This window comes from Sunxiuqinia sp. (genome assembly GCF_055140945.1).
Genome location: NZ_JBSQYS010000011.1, coordinates 1 through 21,676, shown reverse-complemented (window position 1 = coordinate 21,676; position 21,676 = coordinate 1). Strand labels below are relative to the sequence as shown.

Annotated in this window: 24 protein-coding genes and 1 tRNA gene; 5 read left to right on the top strand and 20 right to left on the bottom strand. The window is 41.5% G+C overall.

Going from position 1 to position 21,676, the window contains the following annotated elements; all coding sequences use genetic code 11:
- The 3 genes from ACTB00_RS06980 to ACTB00_RS06970 are packed head-to-tail and all read right to left on the bottom strand — an operon-like array spanning window position 1 to window position 986.
- On the bottom strand, window positions 1–387 hold the full coding sequence (locus tag ACTB00_RS06980) for a nitrophenyl compound nitroreductase subunit ArsF family protein (protein ID WP_463299194.1): 387 nt from the start codon (window positions 385–387) through the stop codon (window positions 1–3).
- Window positions 388–389: 2 nt separating this feature from the next.
- Window positions 390–629, bottom strand: coding sequence for a thioredoxin family protein (locus ACTB00_RS06975; RefSeq protein WP_463299193.1), 240 nt, complete (start codon window positions 627–629; stop codon window positions 390–392).
- 57 nt (window positions 630–686) lie between these two features.
- Window positions 687–986: an ArsR/SmtB family transcription factor gene (locus ACTB00_RS06970; protein WP_463299192.1), complete on the bottom strand. Its 300-nt coding sequence runs from the start codon at window positions 984–986 to the stop codon at window positions 687–689.
- A 141-nt stretch (window positions 987–1,127) separates the two neighbouring features.
- Between ACTB00_RS06970 and ACTB00_RS06965 the strand changes: the two genes are divergently transcribed.
- The gene (locus tag ACTB00_RS06965; protein WP_463299191.1) at window positions 1,128–2,180 is read left to right on the top strand and encodes a M20 family metallo-hydrolase; all 1,053 of its coding nucleotides are present in this window, start codon (window positions 1,128–1,130) and stop codon (window positions 2,178–2,180) included.
- Between the two features lie 84 nt (window positions 2,181–2,264).
- Here the strand turns inward: ACTB00_RS06965 and ACTB00_RS06960 are convergent, their stop codons facing one another.
- The 3 genes from ACTB00_RS06960 to ACTB00_RS06950 form a co-directional block, all read right to left on the bottom strand.
- On the bottom strand, window positions 2,265–2,921 hold the full coding sequence (locus tag ACTB00_RS06960; protein ID WP_463299190.1) for a tetratricopeptide repeat protein: 657 nt from the start codon (window positions 2,919–2,921) through the stop codon (window positions 2,265–2,267).
- Window positions 2,922–3,129: 208 nt separating this feature from the next.
- Window positions 3,130–3,834, bottom strand: a complete 705-nt coding sequence (locus ACTB00_RS06955; protein WP_463299189.1) for a head GIN domain-containing protein — start codon at window positions 3,832–3,834, stop codon at window positions 3,130–3,132.
- Between the two features lie 116 nt (window positions 3,835–3,950).
- The gene (locus ACTB00_RS06950) at window positions 3,951–4,535 is read right to left on the bottom strand and encodes a hypothetical protein (protein ID WP_463299188.1); all 585 of its coding nucleotides are present in this window, start codon (window positions 4,533–4,535) and stop codon (window positions 3,951–3,953) included.
- 147 nt (window positions 4,536–4,682) lie between these two features.
- On the opposite strand from ACTB00_RS06950, the gene ACTB00_RS06945 reads away from it, so the two are divergent.
- Window positions 4,683–5,843 (top strand): iron-containing alcohol dehydrogenase, encoded by a 1,161-nt coding sequence (locus ACTB00_RS06945; protein ID WP_463299187.1) that lies wholly within the window; start codon window positions 4,683–4,685, stop codon window positions 5,841–5,843.
- A 61-nt stretch (window positions 5,844–5,904) separates the two neighbouring features.
- Here the strand turns inward: ACTB00_RS06945 and recN are convergent, their stop codons facing one another.
- Genes recN through ACTB00_RS06920 form a run of 5 tightly spaced genes read right to left on the bottom strand, consistent with a single transcriptional unit; the run spans window position 5,905 to window position 10,905 of the window.
- Entirely contained in the window at window positions 5,905–7,557 is a 1,653-nt protein-coding gene (gene recN / locus ACTB00_RS06940) for a DNA repair protein RecN (protein ID WP_463299186.1), read from the bottom strand.
- 17 nt (window positions 7,558–7,574) lie between these two features.
- On the bottom strand, window positions 7,575–8,486 hold the full coding sequence (gene porD, locus ACTB00_RS06935; protein ID WP_463299185.1) for a type IX secretion system protein PorD: 912 nt from the start codon (window positions 8,484–8,486) through the stop codon (window positions 7,575–7,577).
- Window positions 8,487–8,532: 46 nt separating this feature from the next.
- Entirely contained in the window at window positions 8,533–9,741 is a 1,209-nt protein-coding gene (gene coaBC / locus ACTB00_RS06930; RefSeq protein ID WP_463299184.1) for a bifunctional phosphopantothenoylcysteine decarboxylase/phosphopantothenate--cysteine ligase CoaBC, read from the bottom strand.
- Window positions 9,742–9,756: 15 nt separating this feature from the next.
- Window positions 9,757–10,092: a DNA-directed RNA polymerase subunit omega gene (locus ACTB00_RS06925; protein ID WP_463299183.1), complete on the bottom strand. Its 336-nt coding sequence runs from the start codon at window positions 10,090–10,092 to the stop codon at window positions 9,757–9,759.
- 6 nt (window positions 10,093–10,098) lie between these two features.
- Window positions 10,099–10,905 (bottom strand): outer membrane protein assembly factor BamD, encoded by an 807-nt coding sequence (locus ACTB00_RS06920; RefSeq protein ID WP_463299182.1) that lies wholly within the window; start codon window positions 10,903–10,905, stop codon window positions 10,099–10,101.
- 159 nt (window positions 10,906–11,064) lie between these two features.
- Here ACTB00_RS06920 and ACTB00_RS06915 point away from each other — a divergent pair, with 159 nt between their 5' ends.
- Complete coding sequence (locus tag ACTB00_RS06915; RefSeq protein WP_463299181.1) at window positions 11,065–12,309, top strand: aminotransferase class I/II-fold pyridoxal phosphate-dependent enzyme; 1,245 nt, start codon at window positions 11,065–11,067, stop codon at window positions 12,307–12,309.
- 82 nt (window positions 12,310–12,391) lie between these two features.
- Here the strand turns inward: ACTB00_RS06915 and trxB are convergent, their stop codons facing one another.
- Window positions 12,392–13,390 carry a thioredoxin-disulfide reductase gene (gene trxB, locus ACTB00_RS06910; RefSeq protein ID WP_463299180.1) on the bottom strand — a complete coding sequence of 333 codons (999 nt, stop codon included), beginning with the start codon at window positions 13,388–13,390 and terminating at the stop codon, window positions 12,392–12,394.
- Window positions 13,391–13,617: 227 nt separating this feature from the next.
- On the opposite strand from trxB, the gene ACTB00_RS06905 reads away from it, so the two are divergent.
- Window positions 13,618–13,691 (top strand) — tRNA-Pro (locus tag ACTB00_RS06905).
- A 202-nt stretch (window positions 13,692–13,893) separates the two neighbouring features.
- Here ACTB00_RS06905 and ACTB00_RS06900 read toward each other — a convergent pair.
- The 8 genes from ACTB00_RS06900 to ACTB00_RS06865 all read right to left on the bottom strand — a co-directional run bounded on the left by ACTB00_RS06900 (window position 13,894) and on the right by ACTB00_RS06865 (window position 20,893).
- Window positions 13,894–14,664, bottom strand: a complete 771-nt coding sequence (locus tag ACTB00_RS06900) for a phosphate ABC transporter ATP-binding protein (protein WP_463299179.1) — start codon at window positions 14,662–14,664, stop codon at window positions 13,894–13,896.
- A 64-nt stretch (window positions 14,665–14,728) separates the two neighbouring features.
- Window positions 14,729–15,583 (bottom strand): PstA family ABC transporter permease, encoded by an 855-nt coding sequence (locus tag ACTB00_RS06895; protein ID WP_463299178.1) that lies wholly within the window; start codon window positions 15,581–15,583, stop codon window positions 14,729–14,731.
- Window positions 15,580–16,422 (bottom strand): phosphate ABC transporter permease subunit PstC, encoded by an 843-nt coding sequence (gene pstC, locus ACTB00_RS06890; protein WP_463299288.1) that lies wholly within the window; start codon window positions 16,420–16,422, stop codon window positions 15,580–15,582. Before pstC ends, ACTB00_RS06895 begins: the two co-directional genes overlap by 4 nt.
- Before the next feature lie 225 nt (window positions 16,423–16,647).
- Complete coding sequence (locus ACTB00_RS06885) at window positions 16,648–17,586, bottom strand: PstS family phosphate ABC transporter substrate-binding protein (RefSeq protein ID WP_463299177.1); 939 nt, start codon at window positions 17,584–17,586, stop codon at window positions 16,648–16,650.
- 23 nt (window positions 17,587–17,609) lie between these two features.
- Complete coding sequence (locus ACTB00_RS06880; protein WP_463299176.1) at window positions 17,610–18,926, bottom strand: alginate export family protein; 1,317 nt, start codon at window positions 18,924–18,926, stop codon at window positions 17,610–17,612.
- A 113-nt stretch (window positions 18,927–19,039) separates the two neighbouring features.
- Window positions 19,040–19,684 (bottom strand): response regulator, encoded by a 645-nt coding sequence (locus tag ACTB00_RS06875; RefSeq protein ID WP_463299175.1) that lies wholly within the window; start codon window positions 19,682–19,684, stop codon window positions 19,040–19,042.
- Window positions 19,681–20,631 carry a sensor histidine kinase gene (locus ACTB00_RS06870; RefSeq protein WP_463299174.1) on the bottom strand — a complete coding sequence of 317 codons (951 nt, stop codon included), beginning with the start codon at window positions 20,629–20,631 and terminating at the stop codon, window positions 19,681–19,683. The genes ACTB00_RS06875 and ACTB00_RS06870 overlap by 4 nt, the downstream gene beginning before the upstream one ends.
- A 55-nt stretch (window positions 20,632–20,686) precedes the next feature.
- Window positions 20,687–20,893 (bottom strand): DUF2061 domain-containing protein, encoded by a 207-nt coding sequence (locus ACTB00_RS06865; RefSeq protein WP_463299173.1) that lies wholly within the window; start codon window positions 20,891–20,893, stop codon window positions 20,687–20,689.
- Between the two features lie 441 nt (window positions 20,894–21,334).
- Between ACTB00_RS06865 and ACTB00_RS06860 the strand changes: the two genes are divergently transcribed.
- Window positions 21,335–21,676: hypothetical protein (locus ACTB00_RS06860; protein WP_463299172.1), on the top strand; the 342-nt coding region annotated here is incomplete at its 3' end.

Sequence of the window (21,676 nt, the reverse complement as noted above, 5' to 3'; positions counted from 1 at the left end):
TTATTCGTTGTCCAATTCTTTCACCGCTTTTTCAATCGCAGCTTTCAATTTGTCTGGATTGCTTCGGGCATACATAAATCCTTTGTTGGTCAGATCGATGTTTTTCTTTCCGTTAGTAATAATCAAAGCCTGTCCGCCAGCTCCGACCTTTTCTGCAATAGCCATATTTTCATCCTTATCAATATTGAGTGACTTGAGTTGAATTTGCATGGTCTTTAATGCTTCCGAAGAAACATTTTCAACAGCTTTGCAGGTTTCGCAACGGCGCGTATTGTGGAAATAAAACGCTTCAATTTTCGAATCTTCTTGTTTCTCAGCAGAAGTTTCTGTTTGTGCAAAACAGCTTACTCCCACCATTAATAAAAGGCTTAAGAATACAGTTTTCATGATTATTGATTTTTGGTGATAAGTTCGATGATTTCTTTTTTTGAAGGCACTTTGCCGCTTAAAACAACTTTTTCGTTAATGACTAATGCAGGAGTACGTATGACACCGTATTGCATGATTTTAAGCATATCTTCTACTTTTTCAATGTTGGCTTGCACTCCGATTTCGTTAACAGCTTCGTGAGCCGTTCTTTCAACCGTTTTGCACTTAGCACATCCGGTTCCTAATACTTTGATTTCCATGGTTTTTTATTTTTATTATCAGTTCGTAAAAGTACGAACATTATAATTAAATTTTTTTTAGATGTTAAAATGGCTTTTAAATAGTTGTCTTGCTTTTCCCCAATTTTCCCGATTAATACAATACTTAATTTTTGGGGCCTCAATTTCTCCCTGAATCAATCCGGCATCTTTTAGCTCTTTCAGGTGTTGTGATAGTGTCGATTTTGCAATAGGAAGAATCTCCGACAAGTCACCACTATAGCAGCATGCTTGCTTGGTGAGCAATTCAAGAATGTACATTCGTATTGGGTGGCCCATCGCTTTAGCATAGCGGGCTGCCAGTTTTTGTTCTTCAGTGATTATTTCTTGCTCAATCATTGCTGTTCGTTAAATTACGAACAAAGGTATGAAATAATCTTTTAGATCACATTAAGTTTTTTGTTTTATTATTTCAACTGCCGGAAAAAGCATATTTTTACAGCACACAGTTTGCTGAAGAAAAATTGATAACTCCTATTCATGAAAGAATATATCGAGCTTTTACAGACCTTAATCAGAACCCAATCGTTTAGCAAAGAAGAAGAGCCCGCTGCGAATTTGGTTCGTCAGGTTTTAACAGAAAAGGGAATTCCATTTCAAACCAAGACAAACAATACCTGGGCAAAAAATGCAAACTGGAAGGATGGTCTTCCGGTTATTTTGCTCAACTCACATGTGGATACGGTTCGCCCCGGGAAAAGCTGGACTAAAGACCCGTTTGGTGCCGAGCTGAAGGACAATTGCTTGTGGGGACTGGGAAGTAACGATGCAGGTGCTTCATTGGTCACGTTATTAGCCGTATTTATTCATTTCAATAAACAGGCTGATTTACCATTTAACTTGATTTATGCTGCGTCGGCAGAGGAAGAAATTTCAGGTCCGAATGGCATGGCTAGCTTGATTGACGAGTTGGGAGAAGTTGATCTGGCCATTGTTGGAGAACCAACTCAAATGCAAATGGCGATTGCCGAAAAAGGCTTAATGGTATTGGACGGCACGGCACACGGACAAACCGGTCATGCCGCCCGTAACGAAGGAGAGAATGCACTGTACAAAGCGTTGGATGATATTCAATTGTTGCGTAACTATCAATTCGAGAAATCTTCAGAAGTCTTGGGTGATGTAAAGATGTCGATTACTCAGATCAGTGCCGGAACGCAACACAATGTCGTGCCTGATCAGTGCACTTTCGTAGTGGATGTGCGAACCAATGAGCATTATTCAAACCAGGAAGCATTCGAGATTATTGATTCCTTGATTGAATCGGAAGTCAAAGCACGTTCGTTCCGTTTAAACTCTTCAGGGATTGAATTGGATCATCCCATTGTTAAGCGTGGGTTGGAATTAGGACTGACTTATTACGGATCACCCACAACCTCAGATCAGGCGGTGATGCCATTTCGTTCAATAAAAATAGGTCCTGGCGATAGTGCCCGTTCTCATACACCTGATGAATACATTTTACTATCCGAAATTGAGGACGGCTTTAAAATTTATGTGGCCTTGCTGGATGGGTTCCAGCTTGGTAATTAACACACTACGTTTTAATTGAACGATTTAAATGTGCAAAAAAAAGCTGCCCGAAGGCAGCTTAATATCATTATTCGAATAGGAAAATTATCCGTTGATGGCTTGTGTTGCAGCAGCCTTTAGCTGTTTCGCAGTGTCGTTGTTTGGAGTTAATTTCAACGCTTTGTCGAATAAAGGTAATGACTTTTTAAACTCTGCTTTAGCTTTAGCTGTTGCTTCGGCGTACTGATCGTCGGTTGTTTTATATTTTCCCGCGGAAACATCTGTAGCAGCTTGTTTTAGGATCGCAGCACCTTCTTTGTAAAACGCATTTCCTTCTTTTAAATAGTACTTAGAAAGCATGCTTTTCATTTTCGAACTATTTGGATTTGCAGCAATACCGGTTTCCAGCGTTTCAACAAAACCTTTTTCATCACCACTTTTTAGAAGTGAGTTGGCCTTATACAAATAGGCAGTAGAAGTTTTGTACTTACTATCGATAGATTGCCCAAAAAATTTGGCTGCTTTTTCGTACTCTTTTGTTTTATAGGCACAATACCCAGCGTTGTACACCATTGCATTGTCTGTTTCTTCCTCGCCCCAATTTGCTAATGACTTCTCAAATAACTCGAGGGCTTTCTTGTAATCTTTTCCCCTTAGTGCATCATTGCCTTCATTTTTCAATTGAACGGCATCAACCGCATCTTGTGCAAAACCTGCAATCATCCCCAGGCAAAATACAATTACTAAAAAAAATCGCTTCATAATTTTATCCTCTTTCAGTTTTATAATAAAATAAAGTTAAATTCTTACTTATTTCTAACGGATTCCCCCAAAAATAGTAATAATGATTTAAAAACCTAGACAAAATTGATACCGCTTTTTTGTTGAGGCTGATTTCCAGAGTTTATTTCAATAAAAAAACAGGAAGCTCAACGCCTCCTGTTTACCGATTTACTAATTAATCTAAAGACTAATCAGGACTTACAAAACCAATGCCTTCAATATTTTTCTCAACTCTCGGATCTCCTTTGTATCGTATTTTTCCAACTCCTTCAATCGTAGCTTTTAAATAGTCGGTGGCATAAACCGATGCTCCTCCAACCCCTTCAATTTCGATGGTGACTGATTCTGATTTTAATTCATCGGCATCTAAATTTCCTGCTCCGGAAATCCGGGCATCCATTGATTTTGTAATTCCTCGAAAATCAAAACTAACTCCACCTTCGCCGACAACTTTAAAATGATTGGCTTTCATGCCCATTTCAATTTTCGCTCCTCCTTCAACATGCAGTGTAAAATCGTTCAGCTCAACATATCCTTTTGTTTCAAGTTTTACTCCACCTTCAATTTCAATTTCATTCAGTTCAACAAACTCAATATATAAAACCATGCTTTCGAAGGTGAAATGTTTCTCTTTGAGTTTGATCGACAGTGTTTCATAGTCGCTGTTAACATCAATGTACTCAAAATCTTCTTCGTCAGCTTTTATGCGTAAGGCAGGCTTGTCAGATTGTCTTAAAATTACTTTATAACCACCTTCAATCTCAATACGGTTGAAATTTGCAATGTCGTATGTTTGAACGTCGTCATCGTCCCACTGTGGAGAGGCCATCAGTTTTGTTGGCGACGTAAAAGTTGCCAATAATAGAAGTAAAAGGACCGGAATTGTTTTCATCGCTTGTTCTGTTTCAGTTTGGATAAAACAAAACTAGCTAAAATGGAAACTGAAGAGATTATTTATTCGATGAAAGTCTGTTTTTTACGGGTGAATGAAGTTTTAGAGATGTGAGTTTAACGAGATTCGTTTCTACGATTCTGTAGGACATAGAGGTAGCCCAATATATATAAAACCAGCGAAATGGCTATGGAAACAACAATCCAATCTGATAATTTAAAGTAGATGGAGAAGGGTTCCCGATAAAAAGTAAATGCCACTACGATGCTGAAAATAATAGCTAGTATGAAAGGGAGTTGAATGCTTGGTTTCTTTTGTAGCAGGACACTAATCCCAATCCACAATGCTGCTGAACTTATAAGAAATATGCCGTCAAGAATTTGAGATTCAATAATTTTTAGGGCGCCAAAAAAAATTGGAATTATAGCAATAAGGTATAATATTCGTATCAGGCTGGTAAATATTTTTGTGACTTGGCTTTCAGTACTGAGGTGAGGAAAAAACGATCGAGGAGGCTTGGGTGCAGGCTGAAAACGTTCAGCTTTTAAGTCTTCCTCCGAATCAATGATCTTTCGATTCTGCGCCTCTTGTACGGCTATTTCAATCGCTTCTTTTCGGTAGCCATTGCGCTGTTGCAATAAGCTTATTAATTCCTCATCTTTTAGCGAACAAATTTTTTCTTTCAGATCTGTATTTTCCATGTGGCAAAAATAGAAAAGTTATAATTGAGAACCAGTATTTTGTGAGGGTAACATCCTTTTTCTTTTTTTTAAAGCTTTAAGTTTATTAACAGTGTTTCTGTAATAGGTTTTGTATTTTTGAGATACAAACCAAAAAATGAAAACGAGATGTATAATTTCAATTTTAAAAATCCGGTTAAAATAATATTTGGAAAAGGGGAGATTGCCAAAATCAAACAGGAAATTCCGAAAGACAAAACTATTTTGCTGACCTATGGAGGTGGAAGCATTTTTAAAAATGGTGTCTACGATCAGGTAAAAGCGGCTACTCAGGAAATGAATGTTATTGAATTTGGTGGCATTGAACCAAATCCGCGTTACGAAACATTGATGAAAGCCGTTTCTTTAGTGAAAGATAAGAATGTAGATTATCTGTTGGCTGTAGGCGGCGGATCGGTACTTGATGGAACGAAATTTATTGCTGCTGCTGCACTTTATGAAGGCGATGATCCTTGGGATATTTGTGCTAAAAGCAATGAAGTTAGTGTGACCGAAGCTTTGCCGATTGGTGCCGTGTTGACTCTTCCGGCAACGGGTTCTGAAATGAATGGAAATGCAGTGGTTACCCGAGCGGAAACAGAAGAGAAACTTGCATTTGGCTCGCCGGTCGTTATGCCGCAATTCTCGGTGCTTGACCCGGAGGTGATTTTTTCATTGCCCGACAGGCAAGTAGCCAACGGAGTGGTTGATGCCTTTGTGCATGTGATGGAACAATACCTGACTTTTCCCGTCAATTCGCCTATTCAGGATCGTTTTGCTGAAAGTATTCTGATAACCTTAATAGAAGAAGGCCCCAAGGTTTTAGAAAATAGGAAGGACTATGAAGCAGCAGCCAATTTTATGTGGAGTGCAACCTTGGCTTTAAACGGACTAATTGGAGTTGGTGTGCCGCAGGACTGGGGAACACACCTGATTGGTCATGAGCTAACGGCTTATCATGGTATTGATCATGCCCGAACGCTGGCAGTTGTTTTGCCCGGCATGATGGATATTCGTCGTAAAGAGAAACAAGGTAAAATTTTGCAGTACGGAGAGCGTATTTGGAATATAACTGACGGAAGTGTTGATGAGCGGATTGATCAGACGATTGAAAAGACGATTGCTTTTTTCGAATCGGTGGGTATTAAAACAAACCTGTCAGATTATGATGTGCCCAAGGAAACCATTGACCGAATTTCAACCCGCTTTGAAGAAAGAGGATTTAAGTTTGGCGAAAAAGGAGATATTGGCCCTGCTGAAATTAAGGAGATACTGGCGCAGCGCTATTAATTCGGTACGTTAAATGGAATAGGAGAAGGCTTCACTTACAATAAAAAGTGGAGCCTTTTTTTTAGTTCAATAATTCGCGTGCAGTTTTGCGTGCGGTATCCGAATTGCGGTCGCCACTCAGCATTTGAGCCAGTTCATCAATGCGTTCGTTATCATTCAACTTTCTTATTGAAGTATAGGTTTCTTCCCCTTCATCAAATTTATGAACTTGATAATGATGATCGCCTTTGGCTGCGATTTGCGGTAGGTGGGTAATATTAATGACCTGCATGCGTGTAGAAATGGTCTTCAGAATGTCACCCATTTTCACGGCAATTTCGCCCGATATTCCCGTGTCAATTTCGTCAAAAACAATGGTCGGTAACGATTTACTATCAGTGATCAGGCTTTTCAGTGCCAGCATTAATCGAGACATTTCACCTCCCGATGCGATTTTTGAAATCTCTTGAGGAGCAGCACTTTTATTTGCGCTGAATAAAAACCGAACTTCATCTTTCCCGGTAATCGTGTGCTGTGGGGTTTGCTCAAAATCTAGCTGAAAGACAGCATTGGTCATTCCTAGTTTCTGAAGCATTTCAACAACCGAATTACCAAAAACCTGAGTGACTGACTTGCGGCTTGTTGTCAACTCCTCGGAGACTTGGCTAAGTTCAGTTTTTTGCTTATTCAGATGGTCTTCCAGTTCTGCTATCTCATCATCGAACGAAGCAATCTGGTTGATTTTTGAATCCAATTCATCATGCTCTTTTATCAATTCATCAACGGTAGCGACATTGAATTTTTGTTGAAGTGAATAAATGGCATCGAGTCTGTCGTTTACCAGCTGAATACGACTTGGGTCATGTTCAACTTTCTCGGCAACACCGGCACTTTCATCCGAAATATCTTTCAGCTCCAGATAGCACGATTCCAGTCGCTGATGAAGCTCTTTGGCCTCCGGTAAGAAATCGCTCATTTTACTTAAGCGATTTACCTGATCTTTTAAGTTGGAAAGTAATCCAATTTCATCGCCTTCTAACGCATCATTCAATTGACCAAAGGTGAGCTTGATTTCTTCGGCGTGCTCCAACTGATTTTGTTCGGCTTCCAGTTCTTCCTGTTCGCCTGGTTTTAGCTTCGCTTCATCAAGTTGACTGAATTGAAACTCAAAATAATCCAAGTCCTTTCTGGCTTGATCGGCTTGCTCAATAAGTTTATTGTATGTTGACTTGGTCGTTGAATACAATCGAAATGATTGTTGGTATTTTTCCAGGATGGATCTATTTTGGGCTACCAGATCAACCAATTTTAGTTGAAAAAGCCGATTCCCCAATTCCAGGTTCTGATGCTGGGAGTGGATATCGATAAGTTGCAAAGCCAGCTCCCGAATCGTTTTTAAGTTAACAGGAGTGTCATTTATAAAAGCTCTTGATTTTCCGGCAGGTGTAATTTCACGTCGCAAAATGGTTTGATCATCATAGTCCAATTCATGCTGATCAAAAAAATCGGACAGCTGATAGTTTTTGATATCAAAACTACCTTCAACAGTACACTTCTTATTTTTATCGCGCAATACCGTTAGATCGGCACGTTGGCCAAGAATTAAGCCCAGCGCTCCCAGCAAAATAGACTTGCCGGCACCGGTTTCGCCGGTTATAATATTGAAGCCGGTGTTTAATTCAATCGATAGTTTATCGATTAGTGCGTAATTTTTAATATAAAGTGTTTGTAGCAAGGGGGCGTTTTTAAGTGTTAAAACTCTTCAGCTGCTTCTTTTATTTTTTCGTATTTGCTTCCGTTCGATGGATCGACTTCGTTTAGGATTGCCAAAACCCGGTTTCGTTCATCGGGATACGATTTTGAAAACACGTTTACCAATTCATCCGATTTCGCATCGAAAAAAATCTGTAAAATGTACAATGAAGGACGTGACCGGAAAACTTTTTGAATTGACTTTAGTGACTCCGCAATTTGGGCTCGTCCTTCTTCAATTTGATCTGACATTCGATCTAAGCCTTGTCGGTGATATTGGTAGGTGCAATCACGAAATGATGAGTATGATTTATTCAACAGATTTTCAATCAGCCAGTAGCGGTTCCTTTCACTTTCGTATGCTTTCCAGCCTGAATAGCGCACATTTTGTACGTTGTTTACAATTTGTTGTGCTTTTTGGAAATACTCGGTGCCTCCATTTGGCGAATACGAATCGTAGTCCATCCCTAAAATAATATAGGCGTAGTAGGCCATAATATTAGTCAGGTTATCACGATTCGAAGTTTCGTTAAATTCCATAGTCTGAAATTCCACATATTCCACGTGAAAATTATTGTCTTTAATGTTGAGCAGTGGACTTTCATAGTCGGAGTTGAAAATTGGGCGACGTAACTGAACCTGAATGCTACCCTTAAATTCGTTGGATGAAACCTGCTCGGTCAGACGGATGTAGATGCTACATTCAATCCGCTCGTCCATCGAATAAACATGATCGGTCCATTTTGTATTGTTCATGAACTCATACAAGTCGGCTTGCATGGTTCGAAACGCATTTTGGTTTGCTCCCTTTATTTGTTGTGCCGAAACACTAATGTTGCAGCGAAGTTCTTGAGCAAAGGATGACGCAACGATCAGTAAAACAAATAGAAATACAACGCTGATTTTCTTCATAATAAAAATACCTAAGGAGTAAAAATAATCAAATTCTGCGGAAGTATTACAGCTTTTGCAATTCCTGCGAAAGCTTTTCCACAATGTCGGCTGCTACTTCCTTCTTTTGTTTTAACTCAAATTCCTGAGCATTATTGTCTTTCGACAGGATCGTAATTTTGTTGGTGTCAACACCAAAGCCGGCTCCTTGATCTTGTAAGCTATTTAGCACAATGAAGTCCAAATTTTTCTTTTTCATTTTGCTCCCAGCATTTTTCTCTTCATCGTTTGTTTCTAAAGCAAAACCAACCAATAGCTGATTATCTGTTTTCAGCTTTCCAATAGCTGCAGCAATATCGGTAGTAGCTTCAAGCTCAATATTCATCTCATCAGCTTTGCGTTTAATTTTTTTATCTGCAACAGCTTTAGGTCGGTAGTCGGCTACTGCGGCACACATGATGGCAGCATCCATTTCTGGGAAATAACTTAGGCAAGCGGCGTGCATTTCCTGGGCAGACTCTACATCAATCCGATGAATGTTAAAATCAGAAATTTCTAAATCAACAGGACCGGCTATTAAAGTAACCTCAGCACCCTGGTTCGCCAATTCTTCTGCCAGAGCAAAACCCATTTTGCCAGATGAATAATTCCCAATAAAACGAACAGGATCAATTTTTTCGTAGGTAGGTCCGGCAGTTACCAGCACCTTTTTATTCAGAAGTTTTTTTTTTGAGTTGAAGAAAGCGATAACTTCTTCAACCAACTGTTCCGGTTCCTGCATTCGGCCTTTTCCGTGCAAGCCACTGGCCAGTTCTCCTTCTCCCGGTTCAAGAATCACATCACCATACGATTGAAGGATTTCCAGATTTTTTAAAGTCGAAGGATGCTTAAACATATCCAAATCCATGGCGGGTGCCAGATAAACCGGGCATTTGGCCGACATGTATGTTGTTACCAGTAGGTTGTCGGCAATTCCATGCGCCATTTTACCAAGCGTTGCCGCTGTAACGGGCGCTACGAGCATTAAGTCAGCCCACTGTCCCATGTCTACATGCGAATGCCAGGTGCCATCATTTGCAGCAAAAAATTCAGATGCCACCGGCCTGTCTGAAAGTGCAGACATGGTGACCGGTGTAATGAATTCTTTGGCGGCAGGGGTCATCACAACCTGAACATCAGCACCTTCTTTCACTAGGCCCCTTAAAAGATAAGCCGCCTTGTAGGCAGCTATACTTCCGGTTATCCCTAATATGATATGTTTATTTTTTAGCCTCATGAAGGCTGTCCCTTTTTAAAGTCCTTTACGGTTTTCTTTCGCAGGATTACGATGATAAATTTGAGCTTGTTTTAATTCTTCAAAAGCAATTAAAGTAGGCTTTGGCAAACGTTCGTAATACTTTGAGATCTCAATTTGCTCGCGGTTTTCAAATACTTCTTCCAAATTATCGGTGTAAGATGCAAATTCCTGAAGCTTTTGGTTCAATTCTTCTTTCATTTCTGAAGCGATCTGATTTGATCGTTTAGCCAGAATCATTACGGTTTCGTATACGTTTCCGGTTTGGTCTTCTAAATCGTTTAAATCTCTTGGAACTGTTGAGTTCTCTGCTTTGATTTTCTTATAATCCATATTTATTTATAAATTAGCCTCTTCGTTATAATTTAATAATTTTGCTACCTCTTCGTAGAACTTATCAGCATCTTTCCGGTCTTTACTTTCCGGAAATTCATCGACAAAGGTAAAATATTCATCCAAAGCTTCGCTTAAACGTTGCTCTTTTTTTTCTTCTATACTATTGACAGCCAAAAGGTACTTCGCTCTCAAAAGCATAAACATTAGCTCTTCGCGGTACTTCGTGTCCGGAAAATCTTTAAGCGAATTGGTTAAAGCAACAACGGCAGCTTTGTAATTTTCCAAATCATAATACAATTTGCCACTTAAAAATGACTTGTAAACCAATTTGTCCCGAAGTTCAATAATCAACCGATTAGCCTCTTCAATACGGTCGCTGTTGGGGTAAAGATTCACATAGAGTTGCAACGCGTCAATCGCTTTTTGTGATACTTGCTGATCAAGTCGTGGTTTGGGAGAATCCATATAAAAGCAGTACCCAATCATATATTGAGCTTCTTCGGCATACTTACTCTTCGGAAAATCCTTAACTAAGGTTCGAAACCAATGTCCCGCCATTAAGTAGTCCCGCATTCCGAAATGACTTTTGGCGTAATAGTAATACACCTCGTCAGCACGGCTGGTGCCACGGTAAATATTAACCAGCTCATTTAAAAGTTGTGAAGCACGAACAAATTCCTCGTCTTCATAGTATTCAAGAGCCTTTTTGTATTTGAACTCGTAGTCGGTACTTTTTAGTACTTTGTTGTAATCGCTACACGAAGTTGCAATAACAATAACAAACAATGCAAAAAGGGGAAAATTCTTCATTTTTATAAACATGGCGCAAAGATACATTTTTCATTAAAAATCTGCGGCAAATTACGCAAGAATTGCTTAAGTAGTGACTTGGTTTAATATAAATTAACAAATTTGTAGACTTATTAAAAAAAATTACATTTGCAGAGTTAATTTTTAAAGCTTTTTGAAGTGGATATTTTTGAAAAATTTCGATCAAATAAAGGTGACTTAGGCAAGCACATGGCAAAAGCCCATGGCTATTTTGCGTTTCCAAAGTTAGAGGGTGAAATCAGTGCCAGAATGAATTTCAGGGGAAAAGAGGTTTTAACCTGGAGTTTAAACAATTATATTGGATTAGCTAATCATCCTGAGGTTCGCAGGGTGGATGCAGAAGCTTCCAAAGAGTGGGGATTAGCCTATCCGATGGGTGCCCGAATGATGTCGGGGCAAACCAGTCAGCATGAAGAATTGGAGAAGCAACTTGCAGCTTATGTTGGAAAGCCAGATTCTTTTCTTTTGAATTTTGGTTACCAGGGCATGGTGTCAATTATCGATGCTGTTTGTGGTCGTAACGATGTGGTCGTTTACGATAGCGAAGCACATGCTTGTATTTTGGATGGAGTACGTCTGCATATGGGTAAACGCTATGTCTACCCACACAATAATATTGAAAGCCTAAAAGTGCAGTTAACCCGTGCTACAAAGCTTGCTGAAAAGCAGGGTGGTGGTATTTTGGTTATTACGGAAGGTGTTTTTGGTATGTCAGGAGACTTAGGCAAGTTAGATGAGATTGTAGCTTTGAAAAAGGAGTTCAACTTCCGGTTGTTGGTTGATGATGCTCACGGGTTCGGAGTAATGGGGCCAACAGGAGCCGGAGCGCCCGAACATTTTGGTGTACAAGATCAGGTTGATCTTCATTTCTGTACTTTTGCAAAAGCGATGGCCGGAATTGGCGCATTTATCGCTTGCGAAAAAGATATCTGTAACTACCTCCGTTACAATATGCGTTCTCAAACGTTTGCAAAATCATTGCCAATGCCGATTGTGGTTGGTTCAATGAAGCGTTTGGAATTGCTAAGAACAAAACCCGAACTACGCGAGCAATTATGGACTGTTGTTAATGGTCTTCAATCAGGCTTGAAAGAAGCTGGATTTGATTTAGGGCGCACAAACTCGCCGGTAACTCCTGTTTATATGAAGGGTGGGGTAGTAGAGGCAACTAAAGTTGTTATGGATTTACGCGAAAACTACGGCATTTTCTGCTCGGTAGTTGTTTATCCTGTCATTCCGAAAGGTGAAATTATTCTCCGTTTGATTCCTACCGCTATGCATACTTTGGACGATGTTGACATGACTATTAAAGCATTCAAAGAAGTTAGAGATAAACTTGAGGCTGGAGAATATCAAGGTACGGAAGTGCCTGATATGGCTTAGAAATAGAAACTTAAGACTATACATATAAAAAAGCCGGTTGATTTTCAACCGGCTTTTTTTGTATCTAATTGGTACTTAAGTACTATGCGTGTTTTTCAGATAGGTATCTTTCTGTATCCATTGCAGCTTTACAGCCTGATCCGGCAGCAGTTACCGCTTGGCGATAAATCGAGTCCATTACGTCGCCACAGGCAAACACCCCGGGCACATTGGTTTTTGAGGTCCCTGCTTCAGTTTTGATATAGCCAACTTCATCGGTTTCAAGAAAGTCTTTTACAAAATCAGAATTAGGCTTGTGACCGATAGCCAGAAAGAATCCATCAATTTTAATTTTAATTTCTTCTTCGTTAGGCTTACCTTGGTTCTTTACTAAAATTGCTCCTTCAACCACACCGTCTCCAGTTAGGCCTTTGGTTTGGTGTTTCCAAAGAATTTCAATGTTTGGTGTTTTTTTCACACGATCAGCCATCACTCTTGATGCTCTTAGCACATCACGACGTACAACCAAATATACTTTTTTAGCTAAGCCCGCAAGGTAGAGCGCCTCTTCGGCCGCAGTGTCGCCACCACCAACAACAGCTACATCTTTACCTCGGTAGAAGAATCCATCGCATGTGGCACAGGCTGAAACGCCTCCACCGGCATATTTTTGTTCATCTTCCAGTCCCAGGTATTTAGCAGTTGCTCCGGTTGCTAATATTACCGCTTCAGCTTCGATTAATTTTTTACCATCAATCCAGACTTTGTGGATATCGCCGGAGAAGTCAACTTTGGTAGCGTAACCAAAGCGAACATCAGTTCCAAAACGTTCAGCTTGCTTTTTAAAGTCTTCCATCATGACCGGGCCGGTTATTCCTTCGGGGTAGCCCGGATAGTTTTCAACCTCGGTTGTTGTGGTCAACTGACCTCCCGGCTGAAGACCTTCATACATCACAGGATTTAAATTTGCGCGGGCCGCATAAACGGCAGCTGTGTACCCAGCCGGTCCCGAACCAATAATCAGGCATTTCACTCTTTCAGCATCGCCTGTAGGCTCTGTGTTTTGTTTCTCGTTTTCGTTAAGATCTAATGATTTAAACATGACTTTGTATCTTAGTGTTTTTTATTATCTGGTTAGCAAAATTACACAACATCTAGATATTTACAACATTTGATCAATCAATAATAATGAAGATGTGATAGATGCAGCCTATCGAAAAATAATTTCTAATAGGCTAAATTAATTTTGTAGAATTCGTCGCTTTATATACTTTTGCATGCGCTTCAGTAAAATCAGCTATATGCTTGGTTTTAGGTAGCAGGAATAATCGGGATGTGGCGCAGTCTGGTAGCGTACTCGTCTGGGGGGCGAGGGGTCGCAAGTTCAAATCTTGTCATCCCGACTTGTTAATAATCAAGGAGTTAGATCAATATCTAGCTCCTTCTTTTTTTGGCACGGGTACAACATGGGTACAACAAATAGAAATAAAAATGATTGCAAAAATGAATGTTTTTGGTGTTAATAATCTGATGGTATCTAATCCACACCAACTTTTTATGTAAGGAGACTTTTGAAAATCGATTTGTAAACTTATGGTTCTATCTTCAATTCCCATCAATCAAATACTTTTTCAGGATTTCCGTTTGCGGATTTTTCAGAATTTCATCCGGATGCCCCTGTTCAATAATGTCGCCATAATACATAAATACTACATGGTCGGCCAAACGAACGGCCTGCCGTAACACGTGGGTTACCAGAATGATGGTGTAGTGCTCCTTTAGTTCTTTAAAGAGTTTTTCAATGGTCTTGGTAGAGATGGGATCCAAGGCTGAGGTGGGCTCATCGGCCAGGATGATTGTCGGTTTTACGGCCAGCCCACGGGCCAGACAAAGACGTTGTTGCTGACCAATAGAAAGGCTGGTGGCCGGACTGTTCAGACGGTCTTTCACTTCGTTCCACAAGCCCACCCGCTTCAGATTCGACTCCACGGCGTGTGCAATAAGCTTTTTGTTGCGGACTCCCTTCAGCTTTAAACCATAGGACACATTTTTGTAGATTGAAACGGGCAGAGGAAACGGCCGCTGCGACAGCAATCCCATCTTTTGCCGCATAATGGGGAGATCGTGTGAGGCTTTCAGGATATCTTTCCCCTCAATCAACACCTCTCCACTGACGATCAGCTCCTTGTGTAAATCGGTTAACCGGTTCAAACTTTTTAACAAAGTGGTTTTGCCACAGCCTGATGGCCCCAACAGAACCACAATCTTATTTCGGGGGATATCCAGGTTAATATTTTTCAGAATTTCACTATCGCGGGTTTTTACACTTAAGCCTTTGATCTGAATAATTGGTTTTTCGATGCCCGTCTTGCTCATCTTCAATTTTGATTTGGAGTGTACACTTATCTGTTTGAATAACTTTTCTGTAAACATCATCGTTCTATTTAATTATATTTTTTGAATACCGTTTGGATAACAGTCGCGCGGAGACACTGATAACCAGAATAAAGATGGTCAGAACGACTGCAGCAGCATAGGCCCGTTGGCGGACTTCTTCAATGGGTGAACTCAGCTGAAAAAAGATAGCCAGCGGCAGTGTGGCGACCGGTTCATCAAGGGTAATGGGAATATTATCGGTGTAGCCTGCCGTAAAGAGGACGGAGGCTGCATCGCCAATTCCACGGCCAAAAGCCAATAACAAAGCCGTAATAAAGCCCGCAAAGCCTTGTTTGAACAACACTTTCAATGCGGTTTCGGTCCGGGTTGACCCCAATGAAAAAGAGGCCTCCTGCAACTCCACCGGAATGGTTTTAAGCACTTCATCGAAAGCCCGCACGAGGATCGGAGTGATCAGTAACGCAACGGTAATGATCCCGGCAAGTAGTGAGGCATTCAAACCAAAAAACAGCATGACCGCGAATCCAAAAGCCCCGTAAACAATGGATGGAATGCCCCATAGCGCATCCAGCAGATACCGTATGGTATTTTGCACCCGTTTCATCCTGATCAGTTGTACGTTGATAAACAAGGCTGCCGGCAGCCCGATAAAGACGGCCAGCACCGTAGCGCCAACCGAAAGGTAGAAGGAGCCAATAATCGCATTGAGTATCCCTCCTTCACCACCAAAATAATAGCCCCCCTTGGGGAGTTTGGAAATGGTATCCCACGACAAAGCTCCAACACCCTTATTGAACACCACAAAAAGCAGGAATAATAAAATGGCAATAACCGAATAGGCAGCCAGAAAAGAGATGACCTTGAAAATTTGTTCTTCTATGATTTTCCACTTTCTCATAACTGCTCCGTTTTATGGATGAAATACCTGAAAAAAAGGTTGATAACTAAAATGATCACAAACAGTAACAAGGCGGCAAACATCAGCGCCGAATCATAGTCTGGTATCGACATCATTTCGCCATAGTTGTTGGCAATCAGGGCCGGAAGTGGATACCCCGGACTGAAGGGCGACACGGAAATGTCGAGCGTGTTGCCAACCACCATCAGCACGGCAATGGTTTCGCCAAAAGCTTTGGCAATGCCCAGTCCAAATGCGGATATAATACCCGGAAAGCCTTTTTTGAAGATGACATGTTTCACCATTTCCCAATGGGTTGCCCCCAACGATAACGACGCTTCCTTCATACCCACCGGAATAGTATGAAACACTTCGATGAGCATGTTCAGCATATAAGGAATGCACATGACTGCCAAAACAATACCTCCGGCAAGTAAGCTGTAACCGGAACTGCTAGTCCCGAAAAAAGGGGCCGCATAGTCTGAAACTGCCGGAACAATGACCACTACGCCCCATACTCCGTAAACAACCGATGGGATTCCCGCCAGTATGTCGATGACTGGCAACATCACATTGAGCAGTCTTTTTTTGCCAAACTGGGTGAGGTAAACCGCGGCGAACAAGCATAAAGGAGCCGACAGGATAAACGACAAAACGGTGACGTAAGTAGAACTGTAAATAAAAGGCATAAACCCAAACTCGCCCCTCATCGGGAACCACTTTGCTGAAAAGATCAGCTCAGTAAGCGAATGGTGCGCCAAGATTAGGGCCGCCTTCCAGTAAAGCCCTATCGCAATCAGCGCGGGGATGGACAGTAATAAATACAATCCTCCCCTCATCCATACATTGGCGATAGTATCTGTCAATCTCCTGATTTTGTTCATATAATTCAATTTGAAACGAAACGATTCGCTTTTTTATTAAGAAGTTACAATCGGCAAAAGTATATCATGTTTTATAAAACCAAATGCGTCGATATACTGGAATCCAATACGCAAAATAGCGTACGAGGCCCGGAACTCTCAGCCTGGGAACTCCGGGCCCTAATGTTACTTGGTAAAAGATCAGTTCAGCTTTTTAACCTGCTCGTCCAGTCGTGCCTTTGTGAGGGGCACATAGCCAGCTTCGGAAACGAAAGCTTGTCCATTGGTGACCACCCACTTCAAAAAGTCGATCGTTGCTTGTTTCTTCGGTTTGCCTTTTGACACCAGGTACAACTCGCGGGCTGGTGGCGACGGGAATTGCCCTTCGGCAATGGCAGCGAGTATTTCATCAAATTTGCTGTAGAATGCCTCGTTAGGATCGATCTTCCCGTTTTCATTCACATCGATGGGGATGACTTCAATCCCCTGATTTTTATTTCCGGTTTTGATGTCATACAGGTAAATTGTGTTGTTGAAACCCACTCCTTTTTCGTCCTTGACCACCGCATCGGCCAATCCAGGATCACCAAATACGCCCACGCCTTTCAGGTCTTCCTGTTTGCCGCCCAGGTAGGCCGCCCAGGTACCGGCTGCACCGCAGGCATCGGATCGGGTAAACACGTTGATCTTCTCATCCAAAGAAACCCCCGGCAGTTGGTTCCAGTTGGTTATTTCACCCGAAATAAAGATTTTACGGAACTCATCGCGGGTAAGCCCGCGTGCGTGAATGGCGCTCAACACCGGGCTGTTCGCATTAATGGTCGGGATAACCGCGTCTTTGGTAACGCCAACCCACCAAACACCTTTGTCAATCTCTTCCTGGACAATCTCGCGCGAGAACATGCCCAGGTCAACCGTACCCGACAAAGCGTCAGCCATTCCTTTGCCCGCCCCACCGGCAGAAATATTGAACCGGATTTCCGGGTTTTCCTTTTGGTATTCTTCACTCCACTTAATTACCAGCGGATAGAGTGCAAACGCCCCGGAAAGACTGATGGTTTGCTCTTTCTTCTGGCCTGATGAACAAGCTGAAAAAACGATGGCGATGGCCAAAAACAAGCTTAAGTTTCTATTCTTCATATCTCTTATTTTATGATTGTTTTTTAATTTTTGAAAAGTGACGGGCTGACTGTTAGTTGCACGTACAAGAACTGTGAGAACTTATCATCTTCAACTCCCTGAATCGTTTTTAGCGAGCCGGTAGGCAGATCGAATAAATAGCCACTTTCCAGTGCTCCCCAGCCGGCAAATTGGTATTTCAGCACCAGGTCGTTTTCATACCCCAGGTTTCTGTCATCCGGAGTGGCCGGGTTCGTTTGTGCCAATTGAAAATAATGACCGGTATTTCTCAGGCTGGTGTTCTTCAATAATTTGTAATCGAGGAAGAAATAATAATCAACCAAGCCACCTTCCTTGGTATGCGAATCAATACTTCGGAAATAGTCCATTCCCCCAAAAAAGCGATGGCGTGCACCATAGAGGACATCAAACAGATGATCGGTTTGCTGACTGCTACCGGCTTTGTTGTTTCCCGAAAGGTAGCTGAGCCCAATCCCCGGCGATAATTTTCCCAGTTTGTATTTAGATTCGACATCAACCAAAACGGCACTTACGTTGTTCCCCGATTGGTTTTTCCCGAATTGGTAATAGATATTTCCCGACAGGCTCAAATCACCCTTTTTATAAGTTGAATAAACTCCGGTCGTTTGACGAAAGTAAAGGGTGTTGTCGGTTTCAGATTTCGTTACACCCGAAGTCGCATGAGAAAGAGACAAATCCCAATTTTCGGACAGGCTGCTTTTGGCCCAGATATAACTTAGTGACTTGATACGCGTGGGGTCGTAATAGTTGTCAGACGTATTTTCGCCTGTAGAGTTCCAGCAAGTTCCCAGGTGGAAGGCACGGTTTTCAGCTTGCCATTTATAAACGATGGCATCGTAGGCTATTCCGTTCTGGTTCCAATTACGGGCTCCTAAAATTCGTTGGTTGTCGTAAACCAGTTGCTGGCGGCCTACCGAAAGCCACCCCCCGGCACCTGTCCTAATCTCCACAAAAGCTTCGAAAAGGTCAAGCGACGCGTTGTCGCCCAATACGCCGGTGGAGCTAGCCAGTTGTTCGTCGCCCCACACCCTGACATCTTGTGGCGTAAACTTCACTTTCAGCCCTTCCGCTTCGTAACTGAACGACAGGCGTGTCCGTTGCGAAATAAAAACGGCGGGCGTAGCTCCATCGTTTGCCAGCTTACGGTAGCCATCGCGCAGTTCAAAGCGATTTCGAAACTGTGCATCAATTTGAAATTGGCCAAAAAGAGGTGTTGAAAACGTTATGCCAACGAATAGGAAGCAACCTGTTCGTATCGCATGCTTTTGTTTTTTTCCGATTCGCTTGATGTTTTCTTTCAGGGTACGTTTTGTTATCATGGTAATTTGTTAATTGTTCCATGACAAAACTACCTGCTTGCAAGAACTACCGGAACAGCCTTAAAGCCTAAACTCGGCTTACGTAATTTTGCGTAGCGGAATGAGTGAAAGAGCTACCGAACATTAAAATATCCGGCTTTTATTGCATAAAGAACCAAGGCCACCGTATTTCTCGATTGGGTTTTATCCAATAAATTCTGACGATGCTTGTCAACCGTGCGCTTGCTAATTTGAAGCGCTTCGGCAATTTCAATATTGGAATGTCCACGACATATCAAGCCCAAAATCTCCATTTCCCTGTCGGTTATCACCGGATTATCTTTTGCTACATCCTGCTTATTGAGATGCCTGACCAACAGTTGAACAATTTCCTGAGAAAAATAATTCTTCCCGCCCGCAACCTCTTCAATGGCTCTTTTTACGGTGGCAAATTTTGAATTTTTCAGCAGAAAACCATCAGCGCCTGACTCAATCATACTGGTATAATAATTTTCATCCGAATACATGGAAAGCGCAATGATTTTCAATTCCGGATCAATTTCCCTGGCCAACTTAGCCGCTTCCATTCCATTCATTACCGGCATTTCAATATCAAGCAAAACGAGATCAACCGGACGCTGCCGAAGACTTTCAATAAACTGCTGACCATTCTCCGCCTCATAAATTTCTTCGATCAAGTCCCATTCGGACAATAAGAATTTTAATCCTTCACGGAATAAGTCATGGTCATCGACCAAAAAAAGCTTCAGTTTTTTCATTCAACCGGAATTTTTAAAGTGATGATAAAACCACTGTCAGGCGAGGTATTAATTTGATATTGGCCTTTCAATAGTTTAATTCTTGAGAAAATGTTTTCCAGCCCCATCCCCGGAATCACCTTGTCTTGCAAATGATTGTCCAGATCAAAGCCGGAACCGTCATCTTTGTAGGTCAATAAAATAACCTGCTGCTCTTCCACGATATCGACCCGGATGTAGCGGGGGTCAGCATGCGTTACACTGTTGTTGATCAATTCGCACACAATCCGGTAAACATTAATCTCCAGGTTGCGGTGAAACCGACGATCACTGATATTCGAATTGATCTCAAACTGAATTTGTGTTCCTTCCAAAAGCGGGTTGGCAGTTGCTTTGATTGCCTTAATTAAACCGTAGTTTTCAAGGATATGCGGACTTAAGAGGTTGGATATTTCTTTAAGGGAGGTAATCGCTTCATCGGTGGCCAGGCAGGATCGTTCAATAATCCGTCTGTTCGGTTGTTCCATGCTGTCGGGATCAATGGCACTCAAGCACATTTTGATGGATGATAAAACAGGGCCCAGTCCGTCGTGTAGTTCCCGGGCAAAGGCCTGACGGGCTTTGTCCTCTGCTTCAATTACGGCTGCAAGGGTTTTTTTCTCATTGTCAAGGCGCAGCTGTTCAATATGATCCTGAAGATTGAATATTTTTTTAATGAAAATAACCCCGATGAATAACAATACAGAAATGAGTACCCCGATCCAACTGTTGATTTCTTCTTGTTGAAATAGTTTCGATTCCCAAAAAAGACTCGAAAAATCAAACAAGCGCCGGATTGCCATCAACACAAAGCCCGATGAGATTAATATCCATGAGACGTTGTACCGCGTCCGGCGAATTAAGCTGATGGCATAAATCGTGGCTCCCAACTGAAAGAGCATGGAAAGATACAGGGCAATTTTCAACATGTCTAAAAAAATTAAGTGATCAGGCCAAGGTGCAAATTTAGGACAATAAAAATTATCAAACAGTGGGCAAACGTGCCCACAACCGTTCATGAAGATAATACAATGCCGTTTGAATGGCTTGAAAAACAATCGATATATAAATCGACTGCTTAACATCTTTTGTTATTGATACGGTAATCACCATCATGGATATGATACAAATAATCGGGTACGAAACTGCTTTTAAAATGCTCCTTTTTCTTGATTCGATCGTTTTAGACATGTTTTTAATATTTTGTTTTTGCAAGTCTGTCCAGCCTTTCTTTTGAAAATGAGTGGACATAGATTTTGCCCGTTTTTACAAATTTAGCTTACTACGGCGACCAAAATATAAGATTAAAACCTTATTTCCCACCTAAGCGTTTGTGCGCAGTTGATACTCGTAAAAGGCAATATTTGTAAACTTATTTCCGGTTGATCATATGTAATTTCAATTTCTTAGATCAATTCCACCCAAAATCCACCAACCCACACTACCATTGGAATTTTCATTTGACAGCATTTGTTTTATTTATTAAGTTTAATCCTTCGTAACCAGGGCTGTTGAAAACAAAGAGAACCGAAAATGGATGCACTAATACGCAAAGCCGGGTAGATTTTGTACCTGTTGGATTTAAGGATCAGGAAGCTGCTTTATTACAGGATCCTTCGAAACCATACCTCCATGATCGTCTCAATTTGGATTTTCCTGACGGCATTTTTCTTGACGGTGTTATGGGGACTGGGATATTCGGCCGAAAAAGCGATTATGTATTCCATTGGTTCAAGCGTTGTGTTCTTCATCCTGCTGGTCTTAATGGGGGCGTACTACGAAGCAAAACGTTTGCAAGCCAATGAACTCAACTCGTGCTTTCATTTTATCCGATCCAACATGAATGGTATCGTCATTTCAGAATTGGGCTTTTCAGAAACGGACCGTGAGAACCTGAACCTTGTGCTCAATAACCTCCAGCCCAAAAGTAAAATCGACTTCAAACTGGTTTCCGACAACCGGATTGCGGCAGAC